This is a genomic window from Paludisphaera soli (assembly GCF_011064595.1).
GTDB lineage: Bacteria > Planctomycetota > Planctomycetia > Isosphaerales > Isosphaeraceae > Paludisphaera > Paludisphaera soli.
Map to the genome: position 1 here is coordinate 1 of NZ_JAALJI010000048.1, position 20,448 is coordinate 20,448.

Here is a 20,448-nt window from a genome sequence, read left to right on the forward strand (position 1 = left end):
AGTTCGTCCAGGCCGTCTCCGCCCTGGGCGACGACGCGGTCGAGGGCCTGCGACGGTTCCTGGAGGCCCGCGACTTCCCCGATACGCCCCGGTTCGTCGAGGCCTTCGCCCGGTTCAACCTTTACGGCAGCCGCTACAAGAAGGTGGTCCTGGAGGCGCTGGAGCGGGCCTACGAGCATAAAGAGCCCGTCGTGCTCGACGGCGCCCAGGTCGAGCACGTCATGCCCCAGACCCTGTCCGAGTCCTGGCGTACCGCCCTGGGCCCGGATCACGAGCGCGTCCACTCGACCTGGCTGCACACGCCGGGCAACCTGACCCTGACCGGCTACAACGCCGAGCTGCACAACAAGCCGTTCGCGGCCAAACGGCGGGAGTACCTGGCCAGCAACATCGTCATGACCCGCGAACTGGCCGACCACGACGCCTGGAGCGAGGTCGAGATCGAGCGGCGAGGCCGGGCGATGGCCGAGGTCGCCGCGCGGGTCTGGCCGGGACCGGCGGTGCCCGTCCGCCGCCAAGAGGATGATGCGAAGGCCGCCCCGACGCGGTTCGAGGTCCGGCTCCGCTATTGGGAGGGCTTCCGCGAGCACCTCCGGGCGGGGGGGAGCCTGCTGAAGCCGGGCAAGCCCCAGCCCCACTACAGCCAGGGATGCGGGCGGCTGGCCCCGGGCGTCGCGTTGTACGCCTACCTGAACCTGAGGAACGAGCGGCTGGCCGTCGCCGCCTACTTCCATGACGAGGCCCCGCTCCGACTTTATCACGACCTTCGCGAGCACCGCGAAGAGATCGAGACCGAAGTGGGCTCGAAGCTCGTCTGGGCCCACGGGCCGGACCGGAAGTCGGGCGAGATCATGCTTCGCAATCCGGTGGACCCGACCGACGAGGCGCTCTGGCCGAGCTACTACGATTGGATGCGCCGGTGGTTGGAGACGTTCCGGCGGGTCCTCGGCCCTCGCATTCTGAGAGACGAGTTGGGCGGGGGGGCGGGGCCGGGCGCGGCGTCGGCTTCCCGCGCCATCGGGCTGGAGTATTGGTCGGCGTTGCGAACCCGGCTCATCGAAGGCGGCAGCCCGTTGAAGCCCCGCAAGCCGGCCCCGCAGCACTGGACGGACTTCGCGGTCGGCCGCGCGGGCTTCCACCTCGCGGCGTCCTTGGCCGTCACGAAGCGGGTGATCGCCGTCTCGCTGATCCTCGACGGCCCGCTCGCCAAGGAGCATTTCCGTGTGCTGGTCCGGGACCGGCCGGCGATCGAGTCCGAGTTGGGCGTCGGCTTGCAGTGGAGCGAGTTGCCGGACAAGAAGCAGAGCAACGTCACGCTCCGTCGGTCGGCCGACCCTGCCCGACGCGAAGATTGGCCCGAGCAACACGCCTGGCTGCTGGAGAGGCTGGAGGCGTTCCAACGAGTCTTCGGGCCGAGGATCAAGGGGCTGCCCGGACAGGGCGACGGCATCGGGCCGTCGCCCTGAACCGGCCTGCTTCGAGCCGGGTCGTGGACGAGGCGGCGAGGTCCGATGGCGAATCTTCAGGGACCCGCCGAGACGGTCGCTCTCGATCCCTGCGGATCGTCGCGGCCGTCGGCGGGATCGCCCCGGCGCCCGGCGGGGATCACGCCGGAGGGCGCGAGCGGGCTGATGGCGCGGGCGGGCCGAACGGGCTAGGATGTGGAGGTCGCGACCGACGCCCGACCCGACCAGACCCGAGCCGTGAGCCGACCGGGGGACGACCATGAGCCATTGCCGCCGCGCGAACGCGCATCGATCCGACCGCCGCGGATTCCTCCAGGCTTCGGCCGCCCTCGGGGGACTGTCGGCCCTGGGGCCGGCCGTCGCGATCGGCGACGGCCCCGAGGCGGACGTTCGCCGCGACGGGCCGGGCCTGCCCGGCGCGCATCCCGGCCGCGTGGTCGAGGTCCGGCACCCCGGCTCCTGCCCCGGCGGCACGCCCGACCCCGAGGCGGTTCGGCGGATGGTCCGGCGCGGGATCGCCTCGCTGACGGGGATCGACGAGCCGGTCGAGGCCTGGCGGTCGCTGTTCGCCAGGGGCGAGGTCGTCGGCGTCAAGGTCAACCCCGTCGGGCAGCCGCGCGCCATCAGCAACCACGCCACGGTCCACGCGATCGTCGAGGGGCTGGAGTCGGCCGGGATCCCCCGCAAGGACGTGGTGGTCTTCGACCGCTACAAGGACCAGTTCATCGAGGCGGGCTACAAGGCCAACCTCCCCGACGGCTGCCGCTGGGACTGGGCGGTCGACACGTACGACGAGGCCCAGCTCGACGTCGCCCGGTACGACCCGGACGAGTTCGCCACGCTGGACATCGTCCACGCCCGGCCCGGGGTCCACGACCCGAAGGACGATCGCACGAGGCGGTCGCACCTGGCGAGGGTGCTGACCCAAGGGGTCGACAAGCTGATCTGCATCCCCGTGCTCAAGGACCACGGCTCGGGCGGCGTGACGCTGGCCCTGAAGAACATGAGCCACGGGCTGGTCAACAACGTGTCGCGCAGCCACGGCACGTCGGACACCAACACGTGCAACCTGTTCATCCCGGCGATCGTGTCGCACCCGGTGATCCGCAGGAAGGCCGTGCTCCAGGTGCTCGACGGCCTCAACGCCGTGTTCCAGGGGGGCCCGGGCTCGAAGAAGGAGTACGTCTGGCAACACGAGACGCTGTTCTTCGCCACCGACCCGGTGGCGTTGGACCGGATCGGCTGGGAGGTCGTCGACGCCAGGCGCGGGGTGCAGGGGCTGCCGCCGGTCGCCGAGGTCGGCAGGCGGGGCAAGGACCCGATCGGGACCGAGGCCTTCGACTACCGCCAGCCTCAGCACATCGCCGGGGCCGGCGCCCTAGGGCTGGGCGTCTACGAACGGGCGAAGATCGACCACCGCGTCGTCAAGCTCGGATAGCAAACGGCCCCCGACCCCGGAGCCGGGCCCATCCGAAACTGGTCGAGCCGAGGATAGGAGTTACGCCCGATCAACGAGACCGGGGCCTCCCAGAGACGTCGCATGATGCGGAGGAGCAGGGGGGTGTACGCGGCCCATCCAATGGCCATGGGAGTCCGGGAGGTCCGGCCGAAGTGCTTCGGATCTCGAAATCCCGACGGCAAGCCGTGTACCGCCGTCGAGATCGCACGATAGTCCGCGCAACGGTGGCTTCAGCACCCCAGAGCGGTATACGCATCTTCTGTAAACTGCAGGGGTTCGGGGGGGGCGAGCCAGAGCATCGGAACGGTCGCCAAGTCGTCAGGAAATATCAATCGCCGGTCGCCCCGTTTCAGATTCTGACCTGGGCCGTACTTGCCCAGAGGAATCGATACCAGCGACACGGCGGCGACGATGGGCATTCGGCCGGCCGTCGCCGCTTTCGCGTTTCGGCCCATGACCTCGCTCGGCAAGGGACGCGCCAGGGCTTGACCCTCGAACATCGACCCGAGTCCAATAGGTCCGGCAGATCGAGCGCCCTGAGGAGGGCCGTCCGCCACGAGAGGGAAGTCGTCGCAGAGGAACGCCCTCATGCCGCGCCAGGTCGCGTGCTTCGTCTTCGCCCTGTCGCTCCTCCGGCCGGCGGCCGGCGGGGACTATTCGTTCGCGCACGAAGGGGTGATGGGGACCTCGCTGGAGATGGTCGTCCGGGCGGACGACGCCCAGGCGGCGCGGGCGGCCGAGGACCGCGCGCTCCGCGAGATCGACCGGCTCGCGGCGATCCTCAGCAACCATGACCCGTCCAGCGAATTCCGTCGCTGGCAAGCCGGTCCGGTGGGGCCGACGCCCGTCTCTCCCGAGTTGATCGAGGTGCTCGCGGCGGGCGATGCCTGGCGTGAGCGGAGCGGGGGGGCCTTCGACCCACGGATCCAGGTCTTCGCGGAGCTGTGGTCCGAGGCCGCCCGCCGCGATCGCGCGCCGACCCGCGACGAGCGGGACGCCGCGACGGCCCGCGCGGCCGGCCCGGCCTGGCGGCTCATCCCCTCGGCCGGGGTCGCCGAGCGGCTTTCGGACGCTCCGTTGACCCTCGACGCGATCGCCAAGGGATACATCGTGGAGCGGGCCTGCGCCGCGGCGATGGACGGCGGCCCTGCCGTGCGCGGCGTCGTCCTGAACGTCGGCGGCGACCTGCGCGTCCAGGGGGAGATCGAGCGGCGGGTCGCCGTCGCCGGGCCTCGGCTCGGCTCCGAGGCCACCGATCCCCTCGCCTGGATCTCCCTCAAGGACCGCGCCGTCGCGAGCAGCGGGCGGAAGCACCGGGGCTACTCGATCCAGGGCCGATGGCGCTCGCACATCCTCGATCCGAGGTCCGGCGAGCCGGCCGAAGGGATCCTCGCCGCCTCGGTGATCGCCGAGCGCTCGGAGGACGCCGACGCCCTGGCCACGATCCTCAACGTCCTGACGCCCGACGAGGGGCTGCGCCTGGTCGACTCGCTGAGAGGCGTGGCCTGCCTGATCGTCGCGGCCGACGGCCGGGTCCTCCGCAACGCCGCCTGGCTCGCCTACGAGGATCCTCCGGCGAAGCCGGCCCCCGGCGCGGGCAAGGCCGGCGGCGGTTGGGGCGGCGAGCACGAGCTGCTCGTCCGCTTCACGATCAATCGCCCGCAAGAAGCGGGGCGTTATCGGCGGCCCTACGTCGCGATCTGGATCGAGGACGAGAAGGGGACCCCGGTCCGCAACCTCCTCTTCTGGGTCTCGACGGGGGGTGCCGGGCCGTTCCAATGGCTCCCCGACCTGAAGCGCTGGTACGCCGACGTGATGACCCGCGTGAAGGTAACCAAGTTCGACCCCTTCGTCATCGCCCAGCCGACCCGGCCGCCCGGCGAGTATTCCGCCCTCTGGGACGGCAAGGACGACAAGGGCAACCTCGTGAAGCCGGGCGAGTACACCGTGCTGATCGAGGCCGTGCGGGAGCAGGGGGGGCACGGCCTGATCCGCCAGAAGGTCACGCTGGGCGACGATGCGTTTGCGAAGGAACTGAAAGGTAATGACGAGATCAAGTCCGCCAGGCTCGAATACCGGAAGCGCGGGGCCGAGCGATGATCGAGGCCCCGGCGCGACGCGCCCTTCCTCTTCGTCGTCGTCCCGGCCATTGCGAGTCCGGATCGCCGGGCCGGTCCGCTGGTTGCACACCTACCTGTCGATGTTCGGCCTGGCCGCCGTGCTGTTCTTCAGCCTGACGGGGATCACGCTGAATCATCCCCGATGGTTCTACGACGGCGTCGCGACGAACCTGGAGATCGAAGGACGGCTCGACCCGGCCCTGATCCGGGACGAGCCCGACAAGTTGGAGGTCGTGGAGCACCTTCGCCGCGAGCACGGCCTTCGGGGGGCCCTGGCGTCGTTCACGGCGGAGGAGGACGAGTGCGTCGTCACCTTCAAGGGGCCGGGCTACTCGGCCGACGCCTTCATCCGACGGCCCGAGGGCGACTACCGCGTGGTCGAGGAGCGTCACGGCCTCGTCGCGGTGATCAACGACCTCCACAAGGGGCGGGACTCCGGCCCGGTCTGGTCGGCCGTGGTCGACGTCTCGGCCGCGCTCATGGCACTGGCGGCGGCGACGGGGCTGTTCCTGCTGTTCTATATCAAGCGCCGCCGCGCCCTGGGGCTCTTGACGGCGCTGGCCGGGGCCGTCGCTCTGGCGGCGGCTTTCTTCCTGGGCGTCGGCTAGGCGGACGGGGCGTCTCGGTGGTCATTTCGGAGAGGCCGCCGCCGGGGGCGTCTCGGAGACCTCGATCGGCCGGATGACGGTGACGATCGTCGCCACGTCGTCCTTCTTCTCGGGATCGGTGGGGCGGAACTCGGCCTCCACGAAGAGGCCCGCGGCCAGGTCCTCGGCGCGGAACTGGACGGGCTTCCCCCTGGCAGGGGTCTTGGTGGTGGTCCCCTCGTCGGACTTGACCTTTTCGGGGGTCGTCTCGCCCTTGCTCGTCTCGTCGTTCGGCGATCGGAACCGGGTCTCGACCTTTGTGGAGGCGGCGATCTCGATCACGACGAGGTTGTCGGCGTCGACGGGCTGGCCGGTGGTGGCGATCGACTTCGCCCCCTTGGCCGCGTCCTGCTTGGGGGTGCCCTGGTCGCGGGTCCGGGCCTGGTCGCGGGCCCAGTCGCGCCAGACGGCGTTGGGGTTGATCGACAGGCGGAGCCGGGGGGCGGTCGTCTCGCCGGCTCCCTTGGCTTGGGTCGTCGGGAGCTTCTCGACCTTCACGATCACCCCCGAGGCGATCTCCTTCCTGGGAGCTTCCTGCTTCGCCGTCGGGGGCGGATCCTCGCGTTCCTGGGCGAGGCCGAGGCTTGGGCCGATCAGGAACAGGGGCGAGGCGACGACCACCGCCGACTTGATCCGCGCGACGAATTCGAGTCTCATCCGTTTGGCCCCTCTGGTCGGAATTCGACCGGTCGATGGCGGACCCAGGACCTGGGAACATGCGCCATCCCGGTGATCGAACAGGTGATACCGTTGCAGCTCCCGTACCGTTCGGAGCGATGCCGCGGGTCGGGCGGAATCGGGCCCGCGACGCTTGCTTCCGCCGGGCCCGGGCCCGACAATGGCCGAGCGAAGGGGTCGCTCGTCCGCCCCCCGGGGTCGGGATCGTCCCTCAGGCCACGGCCGGCCGATCGCAACTCGGACCGCATTCCCACTAGGGAGGAGCCTCCATGGCAGAACAAGACTCCAGGACGCCGACGGGGCCGGGAGGTCACAGCCGTCGCAAGTTCTTGCGCGGGTCCGGCCTCGCAGCCGCCTCGGCCGTCCTGACCAGCCAGGCCGCCGTCGCGATCGAGGAAGCCCAGGCCGAGGCCGCGGCGGCCGAGCCGAAGCTCCTCTCCGGCGAAGCGCCCCTGACGCTGAAGGTGAACGGCGAGGAGAAGTCCTGCACCGTCGAGCCGCGCAGCACGCTGCTCGACACCCTGCGGGACCGCCTCGACGTGACCGGCCCGAAGCGGGTCTGCGACCGCGCGAGCTGCGGCGCCTGCACCGTGATCCTCGACGGCGACCCGGTCTATTCCTGCACCACGCTGGCCGTCTCCTGCAAGGGGAAGACGATCGAGACGGTCGAGGGGTTCGACATCGGCGAGGGGGGCGTGCCCCACGCCTTCCACCAGCACGACGGCCTGATGTGCGGCTACTGCACGCCCGGCTTCGTCACCGCGTGCAAGGCCTATCTGGACAAGAACCCGGGCAAGACGCCGACCCTTGAGGACGTCAAGCGCGGGCTGGACGGCAACATCTGTCGCTGCGGGACTTACATGGGCGTGTTCGAGGCGGCCCTGGCCGCGGCCAAGACGATGAAGGGAGCCTGACCCATGGCCTCTTGGCCCGAATCCCCGCGCCTGATCGGCACCTCGATCCCCCGCCTCGACGGCCTGGCCAAGGCCTCCGGGCGCGCCAAGTACCCCTCCGACATCCGCCCCGAGGGCCTGCTCTTCGGCGTGCTGCTCTCCAGCCCCCACGCCAGCGCCAAGGTCAAAGCGATCGACCTGGAGCCGGCGAAGACGATGCCCGGCGTGAAGGCCGTGCTCGCCCTGGCGACCGCCGGCGAGTCGACCATCTTCTACCAGGGCCAGGAGATCGCCGCCGTCGCGGCCGAGACCGAGGAGAAGGCCCGCGACGCCGCCCGGGCGATCCGCGTCGAATACGAGATCCTGCCGCACGTCGCCACCGAGCGCCAGTCGGCGGCGGAAGGCGCGCCGAAAGTCTTCCCCACCGGCAACACCCGGGCCGCCCGCGCCCAGACCACGGGCAAGCCCGACGAGGCGATGCAGAAGGCCGACGCCGTCATCGAGGCGACCTACGAGCTGCCGGTCATCACCCACGTCTGCCTGGAGCCCCACGGCCTGACCGCCCACTGGAAGGGCCCCGACTCCATCACCGTCTACGCCAGCACCCAGTCGGTCATGGGCGTGGCCAACGACATGGTGGAGAACCTCGGCCTCGAATCCGCCAACGTCACCGTGCTGACCGACGTGATGGGGGGCGGGTTCGGCTCCAAGTTCAACGCCGACACCTGGGGGATCGCCGCCGCCAAGCTCGCGAAGGAGGCCGGCCGGCCGGTCCGGATGTTCCTCGACCGGGCCCAGGAGCACCAGCTCGGCGGCAACCGCCCCAGCGCGAAGGCCAAGATCAAGCTCGGGGCGGCCAAGGACGGCAAGCTCGTCGCGATGGTCGCCGAGACCTCGGGGACCGGCGGCCGGGGCGGCTCGAACTTCCCCCTGCCGTACGTCTACAAGGTCGACGACCGCTCGCGGGCCCACACCGAGATCTTCGTCAACGGCGGCAGCGCCCGGGCCATGCGGGCGCCGGGGCACCCGCAGGGCTGCGCCGTGATGGAAGCGGCCATGGACGACCTGGCCGCCAAGCTCGGCATCAACCCCCTGGCGTTCCGCCTGGCGAACCTGGCCGAGGCCGACATGGTCGCCGGCGGCGTCAACCGGACGGACCTCTACAAGGAGCAGGTCGAGCGCGGCGCCAAGCTGATCGGCTGGGATCGCTGGAAGCCGCGCGGCCAGAACGGCGACGGCCCGATCAAGCGCGGCCTGGGCCTGGCGCTCCACCAGTGGGGCGGCGGCGGGGCCCAGGACAAGCAGGTCGCCTGCATCATCAACCCCGACGGCTCCGTCGAACTTCGGAGCGCCACCCAGGACATCGGCACGGGCGCGAGGACGATCCTGGCCGTGATCGCGGCCGAGGTCCTCGGCCTGGAGGTCGGCCAGATCAAGTCGAACATCGGCAACTCGACCTTCCCCCCGGGGCAGAGTTCGGGCGGCTCGACCACCACCCCGTCGATGGCCCCCCCCTGCCTGGACGCGGTCGAGAAGGCCCGCGACGAGCTGTTCAAGCGGATCGCCCCGGGCCTGGACGCCAAGCCCGAGGACCTGAGCCTCAAGGGGGGCAAGCTCCTGGTGAAGGGGGAGGAGAAGGCGACCTGGGCGCAGGCCTGCCGCAAGCTGGGGATGATGCCCGTCACCGCGACCGGCGTGTTCGGCCCGGGGCTCGCCTCGACCGGCGTCGGCGGCTGCCAGTTCGCCGAGGTGACCGTCGACGTGGAGACGGGCGTGGTCCGCGTCAAGAAGATCGTCGCGGTCCAGGACTCCGGCCTGATCCTCGACATGCTGACCTGGAAGAGCCAGGTCTACGGCGGCGTGATCGGCGGCCTGAACTACGGGCTGTTCGAGGAGCGGATCATGGACGAGGGGACCGGGGCGATGCTCAACCCCGACATGGAGATGTACAAGCTCGCCGGGGCGACCGACATCCCCGAGATCGTCGTCGACGCCTACGACACCCCCGAGATGCGCGTGCGCGGCGTCATCGGGGTCGGCGAGCCGCCGACGATCAGCACCGCCGCCGCGATCGGCAACGCCGTGGCCAACGCCATCGGGGTCCGGGTGCCGAAGTGGCCGATGTCGCCGATGAACGTCCTCGACGCCCTGGCCGCCGCAGAAGGGAAGGCGTGATCCCATGAAGGCTTTCGAATACTCCAGCCCGACCACCCCCGAGGACGCCCTCAAGGACCTCGCCGGCCCCGGGACCGTCGAGGCCCTCTCCGGCGGCACCGACCTCATCGGCCGGATGAAGGACTACGTCGCCAGCCCCGACCGGGTCGTCTACCTCAAGGACGTCAAGGCCCTGGCCGGCATCGCCGAGAAGTCCGGCGGACTGGAGATCGGCGCGGGGACGCGCCTGGTCGACCTGTCCGCCGACCCCATCGTCCGGAAGCGCCTTCCCGCGCTCCATCAGGCGACCGTCGAGGTCGGCACGCCCCAGATCCGCAACATGGCGACCGTCGGCGGCAACCTGCTCCAGCGCCCCCGCTGCTGGTATTTTCGCAACGGCCACGGCCTGCTCGGGACCAAGGACGGCAAGAGCCTGGTCCGCGAGGGCGACAACCGCTACCACGCCATCTTCCTGACCGAGGGGGACGCCCTCTTCATCAACCCGTCGAGCCTGGCCGTCCCCCTGATCGCCCTGAACGCCCAGGCGACCGTCGTCGGCCCCGGCGGCGAGCGGACGATCCCGGTTGAGAAGCTCTATCAGGTTCCCAAGTCGAGCGACGACCGTGAGCTGACCCTGGCCCCGGGCGAGCTGCTGACGAAGGTGACGATCCCGGCCGGCGAGGTCAAGAACGGGTTCTTCGAGGCCCGCCAGAAGCAGTCCCACGACTGGCCGCTGGTCGCCGCCGCGGTCGGCCTCAAGATGAACGGAGACACCGTCGGCGACGGCCGGGTCGTCCTCTACGGCGTCGCGCCGATCCCCTGGCGGAGCGAGGCGGCCGAGAAGGCGATCCGCGGCAAGGCCCTCACCCGCGAGACCGCCGAGGCCGCCGCCGCGGCCGCCGTCGAGGGGGCGAAGCCGCTGTCGATGAACGGCTACAAGGTCGCCCTGGTCAAGACGACCGTCAAGCGCGCCCTGCTCGACGCCGCGGGCGATCGCTACTGGGAGGAGGCTTGATCATGGCCGACCAACCGGACGGGACGACCGGAACGCCGGCCCCGTCGCAGCCTGGCCCTCCCTGCCGGCACCTCCGGTTCAAGGGGATGTACGTCTACACCGACGTCGCCCCTTCCGAGGAGCCCGGCGAATATGACAACACCATTTTCTGGTGCCAGAAGACCCTCAAAGACTTCGGCCCGGACCAGGGCTTCGTCGGCCGCGAGGACTGCCGCGACGGCTCGCGGGCCTGCTACGAGGTGGATTGAGCCCCGGCCGAACGGTCCGGGGACGGGGCGGGCCGGTCGCAGTCGGGGGAGGACGGGTCGGCCCCGACTCCACCACCCCCGGCCCCCCGCCGGAATCGGCGTCGACGGGTCCTTTCCCATCTCGGTATGATTACGTGATGGGGAACCATCCCTCCGCGTGGAAGGATGATGGTTCGCCGGGTCGCCCGGCGGTTTCGCCGGAGAACTGGAGAGGTCCAACCATGCTCGCTAGCGCACTGACCGTCCTCGCGTGCCTGCTGCCCGCGGCCTCGCCCGACACGTCCGTCGCGAATCGGATCGCGGGGGATTACGTCGAGGCCCGCACCGCCGACGTCTACACCGGGCCTTGCTTCTCCAACGCCGAGATCTTCATCACCGGCCACCAGGCGGTCCTGGCCTGGAAGGTGACCGAGGGCTCCTGGAAGGGCGTGAAGCTGGACGGCCTGTCAATCGCCGCCGCCGTCGTCGGGACGACGACCTTCTCGCAGGACGACGCCAAGGCGGCCCGGTCGGTCCTGGTCGTCGACGAGAAGGCCAGCCCGGCGCAGCACGACGCCCTGATCGAGATGGCCAAGACCCTGGGCGGCGATCGGCTCAAGAACGTCGTCGCCGTGCGGACCTCGGGCCTGATCGTCACCGTCGAGGACGACCCGGGTACGCCCGACGCCGACGCGCACAAGGCGCACGGCGGCATGCCCCGCGCCCCTCACGCCCTCTTCTCGGCCCCCGGCCTGGCCGAGATTCTGACCCGGCCGCTCGACGCCGACGACCACGTCTGCGGGAATGAGACGGTCGAGTACCAGCCGCTCTCCAGCGGGGTCCGCGCCCTTCCGGCCTACACCCTGCGTCACAAGTACGCGGGCGACGAGCTGAACACCCTCTGGAACGACCCGAACTGCCGCAGCAGCTTCGTCGGCCACTTCTCCTACTGAGCGGGACTCGTCCCGCCGCCGATCCGCGGCGACGCCGCCCCCGTCGCGGGGGCCGTCGCCGCTCTTCATTCGCGTTTCTCCTTCGAGTGAGATGGGGGTCCCGATGTCCCTGAGATTCCTGGCCGTCCTCGCCCTGGGGATGGCCTCGACGGCGGCCGCGCAAGACGCTTACAAGCTTGAAAAGTTGGCCGACGCGCCGCCGGCGGAACTGGCCCCCGCGATCAAGGAGACGCTGCAGGCCGGAGGCCACCGCGTCCTCGACGGCCAGGGCGCGCCGCTGGTCGACGTCTGGCTGCGCAAGGCGACCCCGGCGTCCGGCGCTCCGGACGGGCCCAAGGGGGCGATCCTCTACCCCGTCCTGGCGGAAGGGGAGCTGATCGGCGTGGCCAAGTACGCGGCCGAAGGTTACGACTACCGCGACCAGTCCATCGTGCCCGGCGTCTACACCCTCCGCTACGGCCTCCAGCCGGTCAACGGCGATCACCTGGGCGTGAGCGTCAACCGCGACTACGTCCTGCTCGTCCTGGCGGCGAAGGACACGGACGCCGCCGTCCTGGATCGCAAGAAGCTCGAGAAGCAGAGCGCAGAGGCGGTCGGCACCACCCACCCCGGCGTCCTCTTGCTGCTGGCGGCCCCGGAGAAGCTTCCCGAAGGGCCTACCATGATCCATGACGAGGGCCTCAACACCTGGGGGGCGATCCTGACCCTGCCGCTCCAGGTCGAGGGCCAGGCGGACGCCGTCCCCTTGCCGCTGCAGCTCACCGTCGTCGGGGCCAAGACGGATTGATCGGACGAGGATCGTCGCGGCTCCGACGGATTCGAAGGACGAGGGCTCTCAGGCGATGCGGAACCTGCTGCGGCACCTGACCGATTCCCTGACGTCGGGCCGCGAGGTCCTGCTCTGCCGGGTCGTGGCGACGCGGGGCTCGACCCCGCAGAAGGCCGGGGCCGCGATGCTCCTGACGCCCGACGGCGGCCAGATCGGCACGCTTGGCGGCGGCTGCGTCGAGGACGAGGTCCGGCGCAAGGCGGCCGGCCGGATCGGCCGCGACGGGGCCGAGCTCTACACCTTCGTCCTCAACCACGACTACGCCTGGGCCGACGGCCTGATCTGCGGCGGGAAGATGGTCATCCTGGCCGAATGCCCGCGAGGGCCGGTCCACCTCGCCTATCATCAGGCCTACCTGCGACTGCTCGACGCCGGCGAGGGCTTCACCGAGGCCGTCGTCCTGGAGCCCGAGAAGTCCGGCGCGCGGGCGACCGGCGATCGGTTCCTGTTCGACCGCGACGGGGCCTTCGTCGCCTCGCTCGACGGCCGAGAGCCCCCTGGCGCGATCGCCGAGGGGGTGGCCCCGCTCGACCGGCGGCCTCGGCCCTCGGAGTCGGGCGGCGTGGCCTACCTGCCGTCCATGCCTCGGATCCGGCTGGTCGTCATCGGGGCCGGGCACGTCGGCCAGGCGGTCGCCGAGCTGGCGTCGCGGGTGGATTTCGACGTCTGGGTGGTCGACGACCGTCCGCAATACGCCAACCGCGAGCGGTTCCCCGCGGCCCGCAGGCTGATCGTCGGCCCGATGGGCAGCGTCCTTCGCGACCTGGAGGTGACTTCGCAGACCTACGTCGTGATCGTCACCCGGGGCCACGGGCACGACCAGGAGGCTCTCCAGCACATGGCGCCGACGGTCGCCCCCTACGTCGGCCTGATCGGCAGCAAGCGGAAGATCCGGCTGATCTTCGACGCCCTCCTCGACGAAGGGCTCTCGGAGGAGTCGCTGGCTCGCGTCGCCGCCCCGGTGGGGCTGGACATCGGATCCGAGAGCGTCGACGAGATCGCCGTGAGCATCGTCGCCGAGCTAATCGCACGCCGCAACCAGGGCTCCGCCTCCCACCCCGCCCGCCGCGCCGTCCCCGCCCCCAGCCCGACCTGACCTGACCGCCCGCCGAGGGCGCGACGGCCCGGCGCGCCCTCGCACCCCATCCCGAACCCCTCCGGCCACACGGCGTCGCCCGGAATCCACGCGAGCCCGCCCACGCTCGGATTTTCCCACCCGCCCGCCGCCGGCCCGGAGACCGGGACCCGTCCGCGAGCTATTCCTTTCTTGGGCACCTCCTCCAGACCGACGAAGGGCATCCGGCCCGCGACGGACGGAGTCGTGCGAAGCGCCGCACGAGGCCGGGGCGGCCAGGGCCTTCGAGCGAGGCCGTCGGGGGGGGGGGAGGATATGAGCATTCCCAATCGACGGTCGAGGGCCGGCGAGGGCTCGGTCGTCGGGCCGGCGTCTCGCATGACCTGTCTCGAACCGACGACGCCCGCCGACCTGATCCGGGGCGCAGCCGGACGCGAGAAGCCGCCGGGCTCGGGGATGGAGCCGCTCGCCAGCCTGGAGTACCGGAGATGGGGGAGGATTCGCGTCGTCGACCGATCCGGCCGCCTCGCCCGTTCGCGCGTGGCCGGCGAACGGCTCGCTCCTGGGCTCCGGGGGAGGGACCGCGTGATGAACCGATCGAAATCGCGGCGGCCGTCCGCCCCGCCGCGGCCGGAGTTCCTGGAGCGGCGCGACGTCCCCGCGATGTTCGGCAACGCCTGGCCGATCCCGCAGTCGATGTCGATCAGCTTCGTCCCCGACGGGACCCGGATCGGCTCCTTCGTCAGCGACCTGGACGGAGCCGCCTCGGCCGCCTGGGGGCCCGACTGGCAGCTCCAGGTTCTGGCCGCCTTCCAGGCCTGGGCGGTCCCGACCGGCGTCAACTTCGCCCTCAGGGCGGACGAGGGCCTGCCGCTGGGGAGCCCCGGCTATGCGACCAATTCCGCGAAGTTCGGCGACGTCCGCGTGGCCGCCCATCCGATGCCCCCGGACGTGATCGCCTACTCCATCCCTTACGACTCGGCGGTCGGGACCTGGGCCGGCGACCTGATCCTCAACAGCGATTACGTGAGGGGGGCGCTGGGCGCGACGCCCCTGGACCTCTATACGGTCGTGCTCCACGAGGCCGGCAACCTGCTGGGGCTCCCCGACTCCGAGGAGTCGTCCTCTCCGCGGCACTTCACCTACGACGGCCCGAAGACGAGCCTCACGCCCGGAGACGTCGGCGCCATCCGCGCGCTCTACGGACCCCGCCAGCCCGACCGCCACGAAGGACCGTCCGGGAACGGGACGGCCGCGAGCGCGACGCCGGTGGAGGTCGGCGCCTGGGGGCCGGCCGAGGCGGTGCTGGCCGACCTCGGGCTCGGCGACGTCGACGTCTATCGAATCTCCACCCCCGTCGGGACCGAACGGGTCCGCGTCCGACTCGCGACCGCGGGGTTCAGCCTGCTGACGGGCCGGCTGACCGTCACGGACGCCGACGGCAGGCTCCTGGGCTGGGCCGTCGCGACCGACCCCCGGGCCGGCGTGGTCGAGGTCCTGATCCAGGGGGAGGCCGCCGGTCGCGACCTGTTCGTCGAGGTCCGCGGGGCCCGCGGCGACGCTTTCGACGTCGGGTCGTACGCGCTCGTCGCCGACACGGCCGACGGCGCGGACGAGGCGATCGAGCGGCTCATGTTCAAGACGGTCGGGGTGATGTACGTCATGTCGAGTCTCGAGTCGGGCCTGCCGAGCGACCCGCAGGAATGGAGCCCCATGTTGAGGACGCTCTACAAGGTCCCGCCCGGGGGGCTCCCCGCGAGCTACACCGCGGCCATGGACGCGGCGATCGGCCGGGAGGTCGCCGCGCTGGGCGGCCGGCCGTTCGACCTCGACGCCTTCGTGCGACTGGGCGGTCGCATCGCCACCGTCGAGGCCTCCACGCTCCTCGAGCCCGGGATGATGACCGCGATATTGGAAGGGCTGCAGCGGTACGGGCGGCTTGAGGAGCTGATCCGCGACGTGTGGGGGCGGGCCGACCTGAGGGGCGCCCTCCACGAGGCGATCGCCTCCGGAGCCCTGGAGGAGGAATTCCGCGGCCGCCTGGACTCCGGCTCGATCGCCGGCATCGCCCGCGACCTGTGGGCCTCGGACGCCGTCAGGGCGGAGGTCTTCGGTCTGATCGAATCGGGGGGGCTGGACGACGTGATCGACCGGCTGATCGGCTCCGGCGCCCCCGAGTTCGCCGTAGCCGCCGCCGACCCGCTCGCCCGCCGCAAGCTGGCGAGCGAGTGGCTCGCCGGGCTCGGGACGTCGGGGCGGCACGACGCCGAGTTCGAGGCCCTGGCGCGGACGTTGATGGGGACCGAGGGGGTGCCGGCCCGGATCCTCGACCTGCTGCGGGCCGGGGCGATCGACCAGCTCGCCCAGGGACTGCTCTTCTCGGACGCGGCGGACATCGTCACCCAGGCGGTGTTGGCGGCCGCGTCGCGGAGCGACCCGGCGATCATGGCGACCCTGTTCCGCGCCTTCTTCCCCCCGCCCAACGCCGATTTCGCATCCGCCCCGGACCTCGTCCCATTCTGGTCCTCGCTGGGCGCGACCGCGAACTACCTGGTCACGATCGCCACCACCGACGACGCCCGGCCGGCGACCCTCGGCCGGTTCACCGTCCCCCGGTTCGACGGGGTCGGTCCGGCGGTCGTGGTCGTGTCCGTGATCGAGCTGGTCCCGGGGCCGTCCCGGCCCGTCCTGCGCGTCTTCGACGCGCACGGCCGCCCGGTCGCGGCCGAGGTGCTGGACGCCTCCGGCTCCACGTATCGCCTCCAGATCGGCGACCCCGTCCCCGGCGCAACCTACTTCGTGGAGGTCGCCGGCATTGGGGAGGGCGACGGCCCGGTCTCCGGGGTCTATTTCCTCGGGGCCTCGTTCGAACGCGCCCCCGTCGAGTTCGAACCGATCGCCGTCGGCCGGCCGGTCGCGGCGTCCTACGAGGCGCCAGAGACGCAGCTCGTCCACTGGGTCCTCTCCGTGCGCGAGGAAGGCGGGCGAGAGGGGGTGGTCCGGATGCGGGTCGTCGACGCCTCCGGGACCGTCGTCCACGTCGCGACCGTCCGGACGGGTGAGGAGGTGGGGATGGCCCTGCACCTTCCTGTCGGGCGCTATCGGCTGTTCTTCGAGCCCACCTCCGCCGACGGGGCCCCGTCCTGGAGCCTCACGTACGAGCTGCGCGGGAAGGTCATGAGCGATTCCATCAACCCGCGGCAACTGGGAATGGCCCTGACGGCGGGCGGCCTGCTCGCGCCCGAAACCCCGGCCGCGCAGGCGGCTCCGGACCCGGAGAAGGCGGCCGGCGGCCGGACCGCCCCCGTCGAGCCATCGAACTCTCCTCAGCCGGGCGATGTCGGGGGCGAGGGGCCCGTGGGCCGGGGCTTCCCGGCGCAGTCCAGGGGGCCCGCCGGGCGGGGCTCGGCCGTCGCGTTACGGGCCGGCGCCGTCACGCCGGCCGGTGCCGTCTCGTTGCGGGCCGGCGCCGTCGCGGCCGCCCGTCGCGGGGACGTCCTCCGGATCGACGGAGAGGCCTCGGCGATGCTGCCTCGCTACGATCCGCGGCCGTCCGCCGCCCCGGCCGCCCCCGCGCCGGCCGACGGGGACCGCCGCGTCGCGATCCGGGTCGTCGACTGGCGCGAACGTCCGCCGGCGGAGGCGTCCGAGCCGCTCGACCTGCCCCTCGGCTCGGCCGCGAGGCTGCTGCCGCACGTCCTCGCGGTGGAGGCCCTCGATGGCGAAGCCCGCTCGTCCGAGGCGCTCCTCGCCGCCGGGCTCGTCGCGTGGGGCGCCGCCCGGACGGTCGTCCAGCGCAGGGCGGGCCGAACCGGCCCGGGCGGACCCATGGCGTCTTCGGGCGCGAGGCCGCCTCGGCCGGCGGCCGGCCGGGAGAGGGGGGGGGAAGACTCGCCGGGCCGGGTTCTGCTCATCCGGACTTCGGCACGGTCCAGGACCGGGGGGCGGGCCCGTCGCTGGCTGGAAGCCGACGGGGCGGACGTCCGCGAGGCGACCCCGGCCGACTGGGAATCGGACCTGGCGGCTTCGCCGGACGTCATCCTGCTGGAGCACGACCCGGACGCGGCCGACGGCGTGGCGCTTCTCCTGCGGATCAGGGCGGAACGCTCGGCGGCCGAGATCCCGATCCTCATCTTCTCCGACGGCGACGACTCGGCGGCCCTCGCGGAGCGGGGGCTGGACCTCGGCGCCGCCGACGTGTTGCCCCGCACCATCGCGGCCGGCGAGTTCCGGGCCCGCGTCCGACGCGTCATGCGGCTGCGCCGCGAGATCGAGGACCTGGAGCGCGAGGCGGCCCGCGACGGGCTGACCGGCCTCGGCAACCGCGCGGCGTTGGCGGGGCGGCTGGCCGTCGCCTGGAGCGATTGCCGCCGCCGCGGCCGGCCGATCGGCCTGCTCATCGCCGACCTCGACCACTTCAAGCGCGTCAACGACACCCGGGGCCACCTGGTGGGCGACGAGGTCCTGCGCCGGGTCGCCGGGGCGTTGGCCGCCGAGGTCGACGGCCTGGGATTCGCGGCCCGCTATGGGGGCGAGGAGTTCGCGGTCGTCGTCCCGGGCGTCGACCTCGCGCGCGTCCTGCGGATCGCCGAGGGGGTCCGTCGGCGGGTCGGCGCGCTCGCGGTCGACGACCTCGGCCTGCCGGGTCCGCTCACGGTCAGCATCGGCGTCGCCTGGGCCCAGACGCCCGCATCTTGCCCGCTGGAAGAGCTGCTCGCGCGGGCGGACCGGGCCCTCTACCTGGCCAAGGACGCCGGCCGGGACGCGGTCCGGATGCTCGACGACCTTGAGGGGGGGACGGCCTGAGCCCTCCCCCCGCCCCGGGCCGCTCGCGACGGCTCAGAATCCGTCGAGGATCGCTTCGAGGGCCTCGCGGCTCGGCCTGAGCCGGTCCGACGGCAGGTGCGCCAGCGGGGTCGAGGTCAGGTTGAGCGTGGCGAGGAAGTCCGGCCGATCGGGGGCGACGTAGAACAGGCCCGTCAGGAACTCTCCCGGGCGGGCGTCGAGCAGCAGGTCGAGGGCCGAAGCCCGATCGCGGACGTCGTGCTCGGCGTGGGTCAGGGGCCTCAGGGTGATGGTCGTGCCGTCGTGGAGCGTGACTTCGGTCGACTCCCCCTCGCGCTGCTCGACCTCGATCTCGGGGAGCCGGCGGACCAGGCCGATCTCCTGGAGCGGCTCCTCATGCTCCTTGGCCCATTGCCAGCTCTTGGCGCCGCCCGGGAGGTCGTTGAACGTCACGCAAGGGCTGATGACGTCCAGGAAGGCCGTCCCCCGGTGGGCCAGGGCCGCCTTGAGCAGCGCGGTGAGCTGCTTGCGGTCCCCGGCGAACGATCGGGCGACGAACGTCGCGCCGCCGACGACCGCCTCGGCGCAGAGGTCGAGCGGGGCGTCGGGGTTGGTCTCGCCTCCCGCTCGGCGAAGGTGCGCGCCGAACTCGGCCGTGGCCGAGAATTGCCCCTTGGTCAGGCCGTAGCAGCCGTTGTCCTCCACGAGGTACACCATGGAAACGTTCCGGCGGCAGGCGTGCTTGAACTGGCCGAGCCCGATGTTGGCCGTGTCGCCGTCGCCGCTGACGCCGATGATGCGCAGGGTTCGATTCGCCAGCGCCGCGCCGGTCGCCACGCTGGGCATCCGGCCGTGCAGCGTGTTGAAGCCGTGGCTGTAGCCGAGGAAGTACGCCGGCGTCTTGCTGGAGCAGCCGATGCCGCTGAGCTTGACCGTCCGATAGGGGTCCACCCCCATCGCCTTGCACGCGTCGATCAGCGCGGCGGTGATGCTGTTGTGCCCGCAGCCCTTGCAGAGGGTTGACGCGGAGCCCTGGAAGGCCACCACGGGGAGTTCCCTCGCCTCCGGGCCCGTCCCGACCGTGATCGTCGCCTCGGCGGCCATCGTTCGCTCCTTTGTCGGATCGTATCAGATCGGCCCGATTCGTCACGCCCGCCTCGGTTCAGTCCCCGGTCACCGCGGGGGTGGCCGCCTCCGACGCGGCCGCCTCGCCCCCCACCCCGGGTACGAGCGGGCCCGAGGCGATCCAGCGCTCGTGCTCGAGGATCGTCGGGACGATGTTGTCGGCCGCGATCGGGATGCCGTTGTAGTGCCGGACGGACGCCAGCCGGTCGGCCAGCTTCCCCTCCAGCGTCGCCCGGAGCAGCCCGTACACCTGGGCGTCTCGGTTCTGCTCCACGACGTAGACCCGCTCATGCCTCTCGACGAAGGCCCGCACCTCCGGGGCGAAGGGGAGGGCCCGCAGCCGGCAGGAGGAGGCCGGGACGCCGTGCCCTCGCAGCAGGTCGCGGGCCTCGCGGAGCGACGGCCAGGTCGATCCGTAGGCGAGCAGCCCGACGTGCGCGCCGGGCTCGATCTCGATCGCCGGGGCCGGCAGCCGGCCCTGGGCCGATTCCAGCTTCCGGGCCAGCCGGTCCAGGTTCTTCCGCCAGTCCTCCGGCTTCTCGCTGTAGCCCGACGAGTCGTCGTGGCCGGTGCCTCGGGTGAAGTAGGCGGCCGCCGGGTGGGGCGTGCCGGGAAGCGTCCGGTACGGGATCGCGTCGCCGTCCACGTCCTTGTAGCGGGCGAAGCCGCCGAGCCGATCCAGGTCGGCGGCCGAGAGCACCTTGCCCCGACTCGGCGGCTTTTCGGGATAGGCGAAGCGGTCGGAGAGCCACAGGTTCATGCCCAGGTCCAGGTCGCTCGCCACGAACACGGGCGCCTGCAGCTCCTGCGCGAGATCGAGCGCGGCGGCGGTCATCTCGAAGCATTCGCGAGGCGATCCGGGCAGGTACACCGGGTGGCGGGCGTCGCCGTGGCCGAGCCGGTGGAGCATCGCCACGTCTCCCTGGCTGGTCCGCGTCGGCAGGCCGGTGCTCGGGCCCATCCGCTGCACGTCGACGACGACGGCCGGGATCTCGGCGAAGTACGCCAGGCCGACGAACTCG

14 protein-coding genes and 1 pseudogene are annotated in these 20,448 nt (G+C 71.8%); 12 read left to right on the forward strand and 3 right to left on the reverse strand.

Features of this window, described 5'->3' with window-relative positions; translation table 11 throughout:
- From G6O68_RS29975 to G6O68_RS29990, 4 genes are all read left to right on the forward strand, one after another.
- Window positions 1-1,466 (forward strand): DUF4268 domain-containing protein (locus tag G6O68_RS29975; protein ID WP_165253142.1); only part of this gene is annotated, 1,466 nt, incomplete at its 5' end.
- 259 nt (window positions 1,467-1,725) lie between these two features.
- Window positions 1,726-2,904, forward strand: a complete 1,179-nt coding sequence (locus G6O68_RS29980; RefSeq protein ID WP_165253168.1) for a DUF362 domain-containing protein — start codon at window positions 1,726-1,728, stop codon at window positions 2,902-2,904.
- 609 nt (window positions 2,905-3,513) lie between these two features.
- Window positions 3,514-5,025 (forward strand): DUF2271 domain-containing protein, encoded by a 1,512-nt coding sequence (locus G6O68_RS29985; RefSeq protein ID WP_165253144.1) that lies wholly within the window; start codon window positions 3,514-3,516, stop codon window positions 5,023-5,025.
- A 49-nt stretch (window positions 5,026-5,074) separates the two neighbouring features.
- Complete coding sequence (locus tag G6O68_RS29990) at window positions 5,075-5,653, forward strand: PepSY-associated TM helix domain-containing protein (protein ID WP_240911572.1); 579 nt, start codon at window positions 5,075-5,077, stop codon at window positions 5,651-5,653.
- Window positions 5,654-5,674: 21 nt separating this feature from the next.
- Here the strand turns inward: G6O68_RS29990 and G6O68_RS29995 are convergent, their stop codons facing one another.
- The gene (locus tag G6O68_RS29995) at window positions 5,675-6,349 is read right to left on the reverse strand and encodes a hypothetical protein (RefSeq protein WP_165253148.1); all 675 of its coding nucleotides are present in this window, start codon (window positions 6,347-6,349) and stop codon (window positions 5,675-5,677) included.
- A 290-nt stretch (window positions 6,350-6,639) separates the two neighbouring features.
- Here G6O68_RS29995 and G6O68_RS30000 point away from each other — a divergent pair, with 290 nt between their 5' ends.
- The 8 genes from G6O68_RS30000 to G6O68_RS30035 all read left to right on the forward strand — a co-directional run bounded on the left by G6O68_RS30000 (window position 6,640) and on the right by G6O68_RS30035 (window position 18,322).
- On the forward strand, window positions 6,640-7,284 hold the full coding sequence (locus G6O68_RS30000; RefSeq protein ID WP_165253150.1) for a (2Fe-2S)-binding protein: 645 nt from the start codon (window positions 6,640-6,642) through the stop codon (window positions 7,282-7,284).
- Between the two features lie 3 nt (window positions 7,285-7,287).
- Complete coding sequence (locus tag G6O68_RS30005) at window positions 7,288-9,438, forward strand: xanthine dehydrogenase family protein molybdopterin-binding subunit (protein ID WP_165253152.1); 2,151 nt, start codon at window positions 7,288-7,290, stop codon at window positions 9,436-9,438.
- A gap of 4 nt (window positions 9,439-9,442) precedes the next feature.
- A complete protein-coding gene (locus tag G6O68_RS30010; protein ID WP_165253154.1) occupies window positions 9,443-10,432 on the forward strand; it encodes an FAD binding domain-containing protein in 990 nt (329 codons plus the stop codon).
- Window positions 10,433-10,434: 2 nt separating this feature from the next.
- The gene (locus G6O68_RS30015; RefSeq protein ID WP_165253156.1) at window positions 10,435-10,680 is read left to right on the forward strand and encodes a hypothetical protein; all 246 of its coding nucleotides are present in this window, start codon (window positions 10,435-10,437) and stop codon (window positions 10,678-10,680) included.
- A 221-nt stretch (window positions 10,681-10,901) separates the two neighbouring features.
- On the forward strand, window positions 10,902-11,612 hold the full coding sequence (locus G6O68_RS30020) for a DUF1326 domain-containing protein (RefSeq protein WP_165253158.1): 711 nt from the start codon (window positions 10,902-10,904) through the stop codon (window positions 11,610-11,612).
- 103 nt (window positions 11,613-11,715) lie between these two features.
- The gene (locus G6O68_RS30025; RefSeq protein WP_165253160.1) at window positions 11,716-12,399 is read left to right on the forward strand and encodes a hypothetical protein; all 684 of its coding nucleotides are present in this window, start codon (window positions 11,716-11,718) and stop codon (window positions 12,397-12,399) included.
- A gap of 55 nt (window positions 12,400-12,454) precedes the next feature.
- Window positions 12,455-13,537, forward strand: coding sequence for an XdhC family protein (locus G6O68_RS30030; RefSeq protein ID WP_165253162.1), 1,083 nt, complete (start codon window positions 12,455-12,457; stop codon window positions 13,535-13,537).
- Between the two features lie 567 nt (window positions 13,538-14,104).
- On the forward strand, window positions 14,105-18,322 hold the full coding sequence (locus tag G6O68_RS30035) for a diguanylate cyclase (protein ID WP_165253164.1): 4,218 nt from the start codon (window positions 14,105-14,107) through the stop codon (window positions 18,320-18,322).
- Window positions 18,323-18,355: 33 nt separating this feature from the next.
- Here the strand turns inward: G6O68_RS30035 and G6O68_RS30040 are convergent, their stop codons facing one another.
- Window positions 18,356-19,405 carry a thiamine pyrophosphate-dependent enzyme gene (locus G6O68_RS30040; protein ID WP_165253166.1) on the reverse strand — a complete coding sequence of 350 codons (1,050 nt, stop codon included), beginning with the start codon at window positions 19,403-19,405 and terminating at the stop codon, window positions 18,356-18,358.
- Window positions 19,406-19,463: 58 nt separating this feature from the next.
- A pseudogene (locus G6O68_RS30045) lies at window positions 19,464-20,448 on the reverse strand (2-oxoacid:acceptor oxidoreductase subunit alpha); the annotation flags it as partial.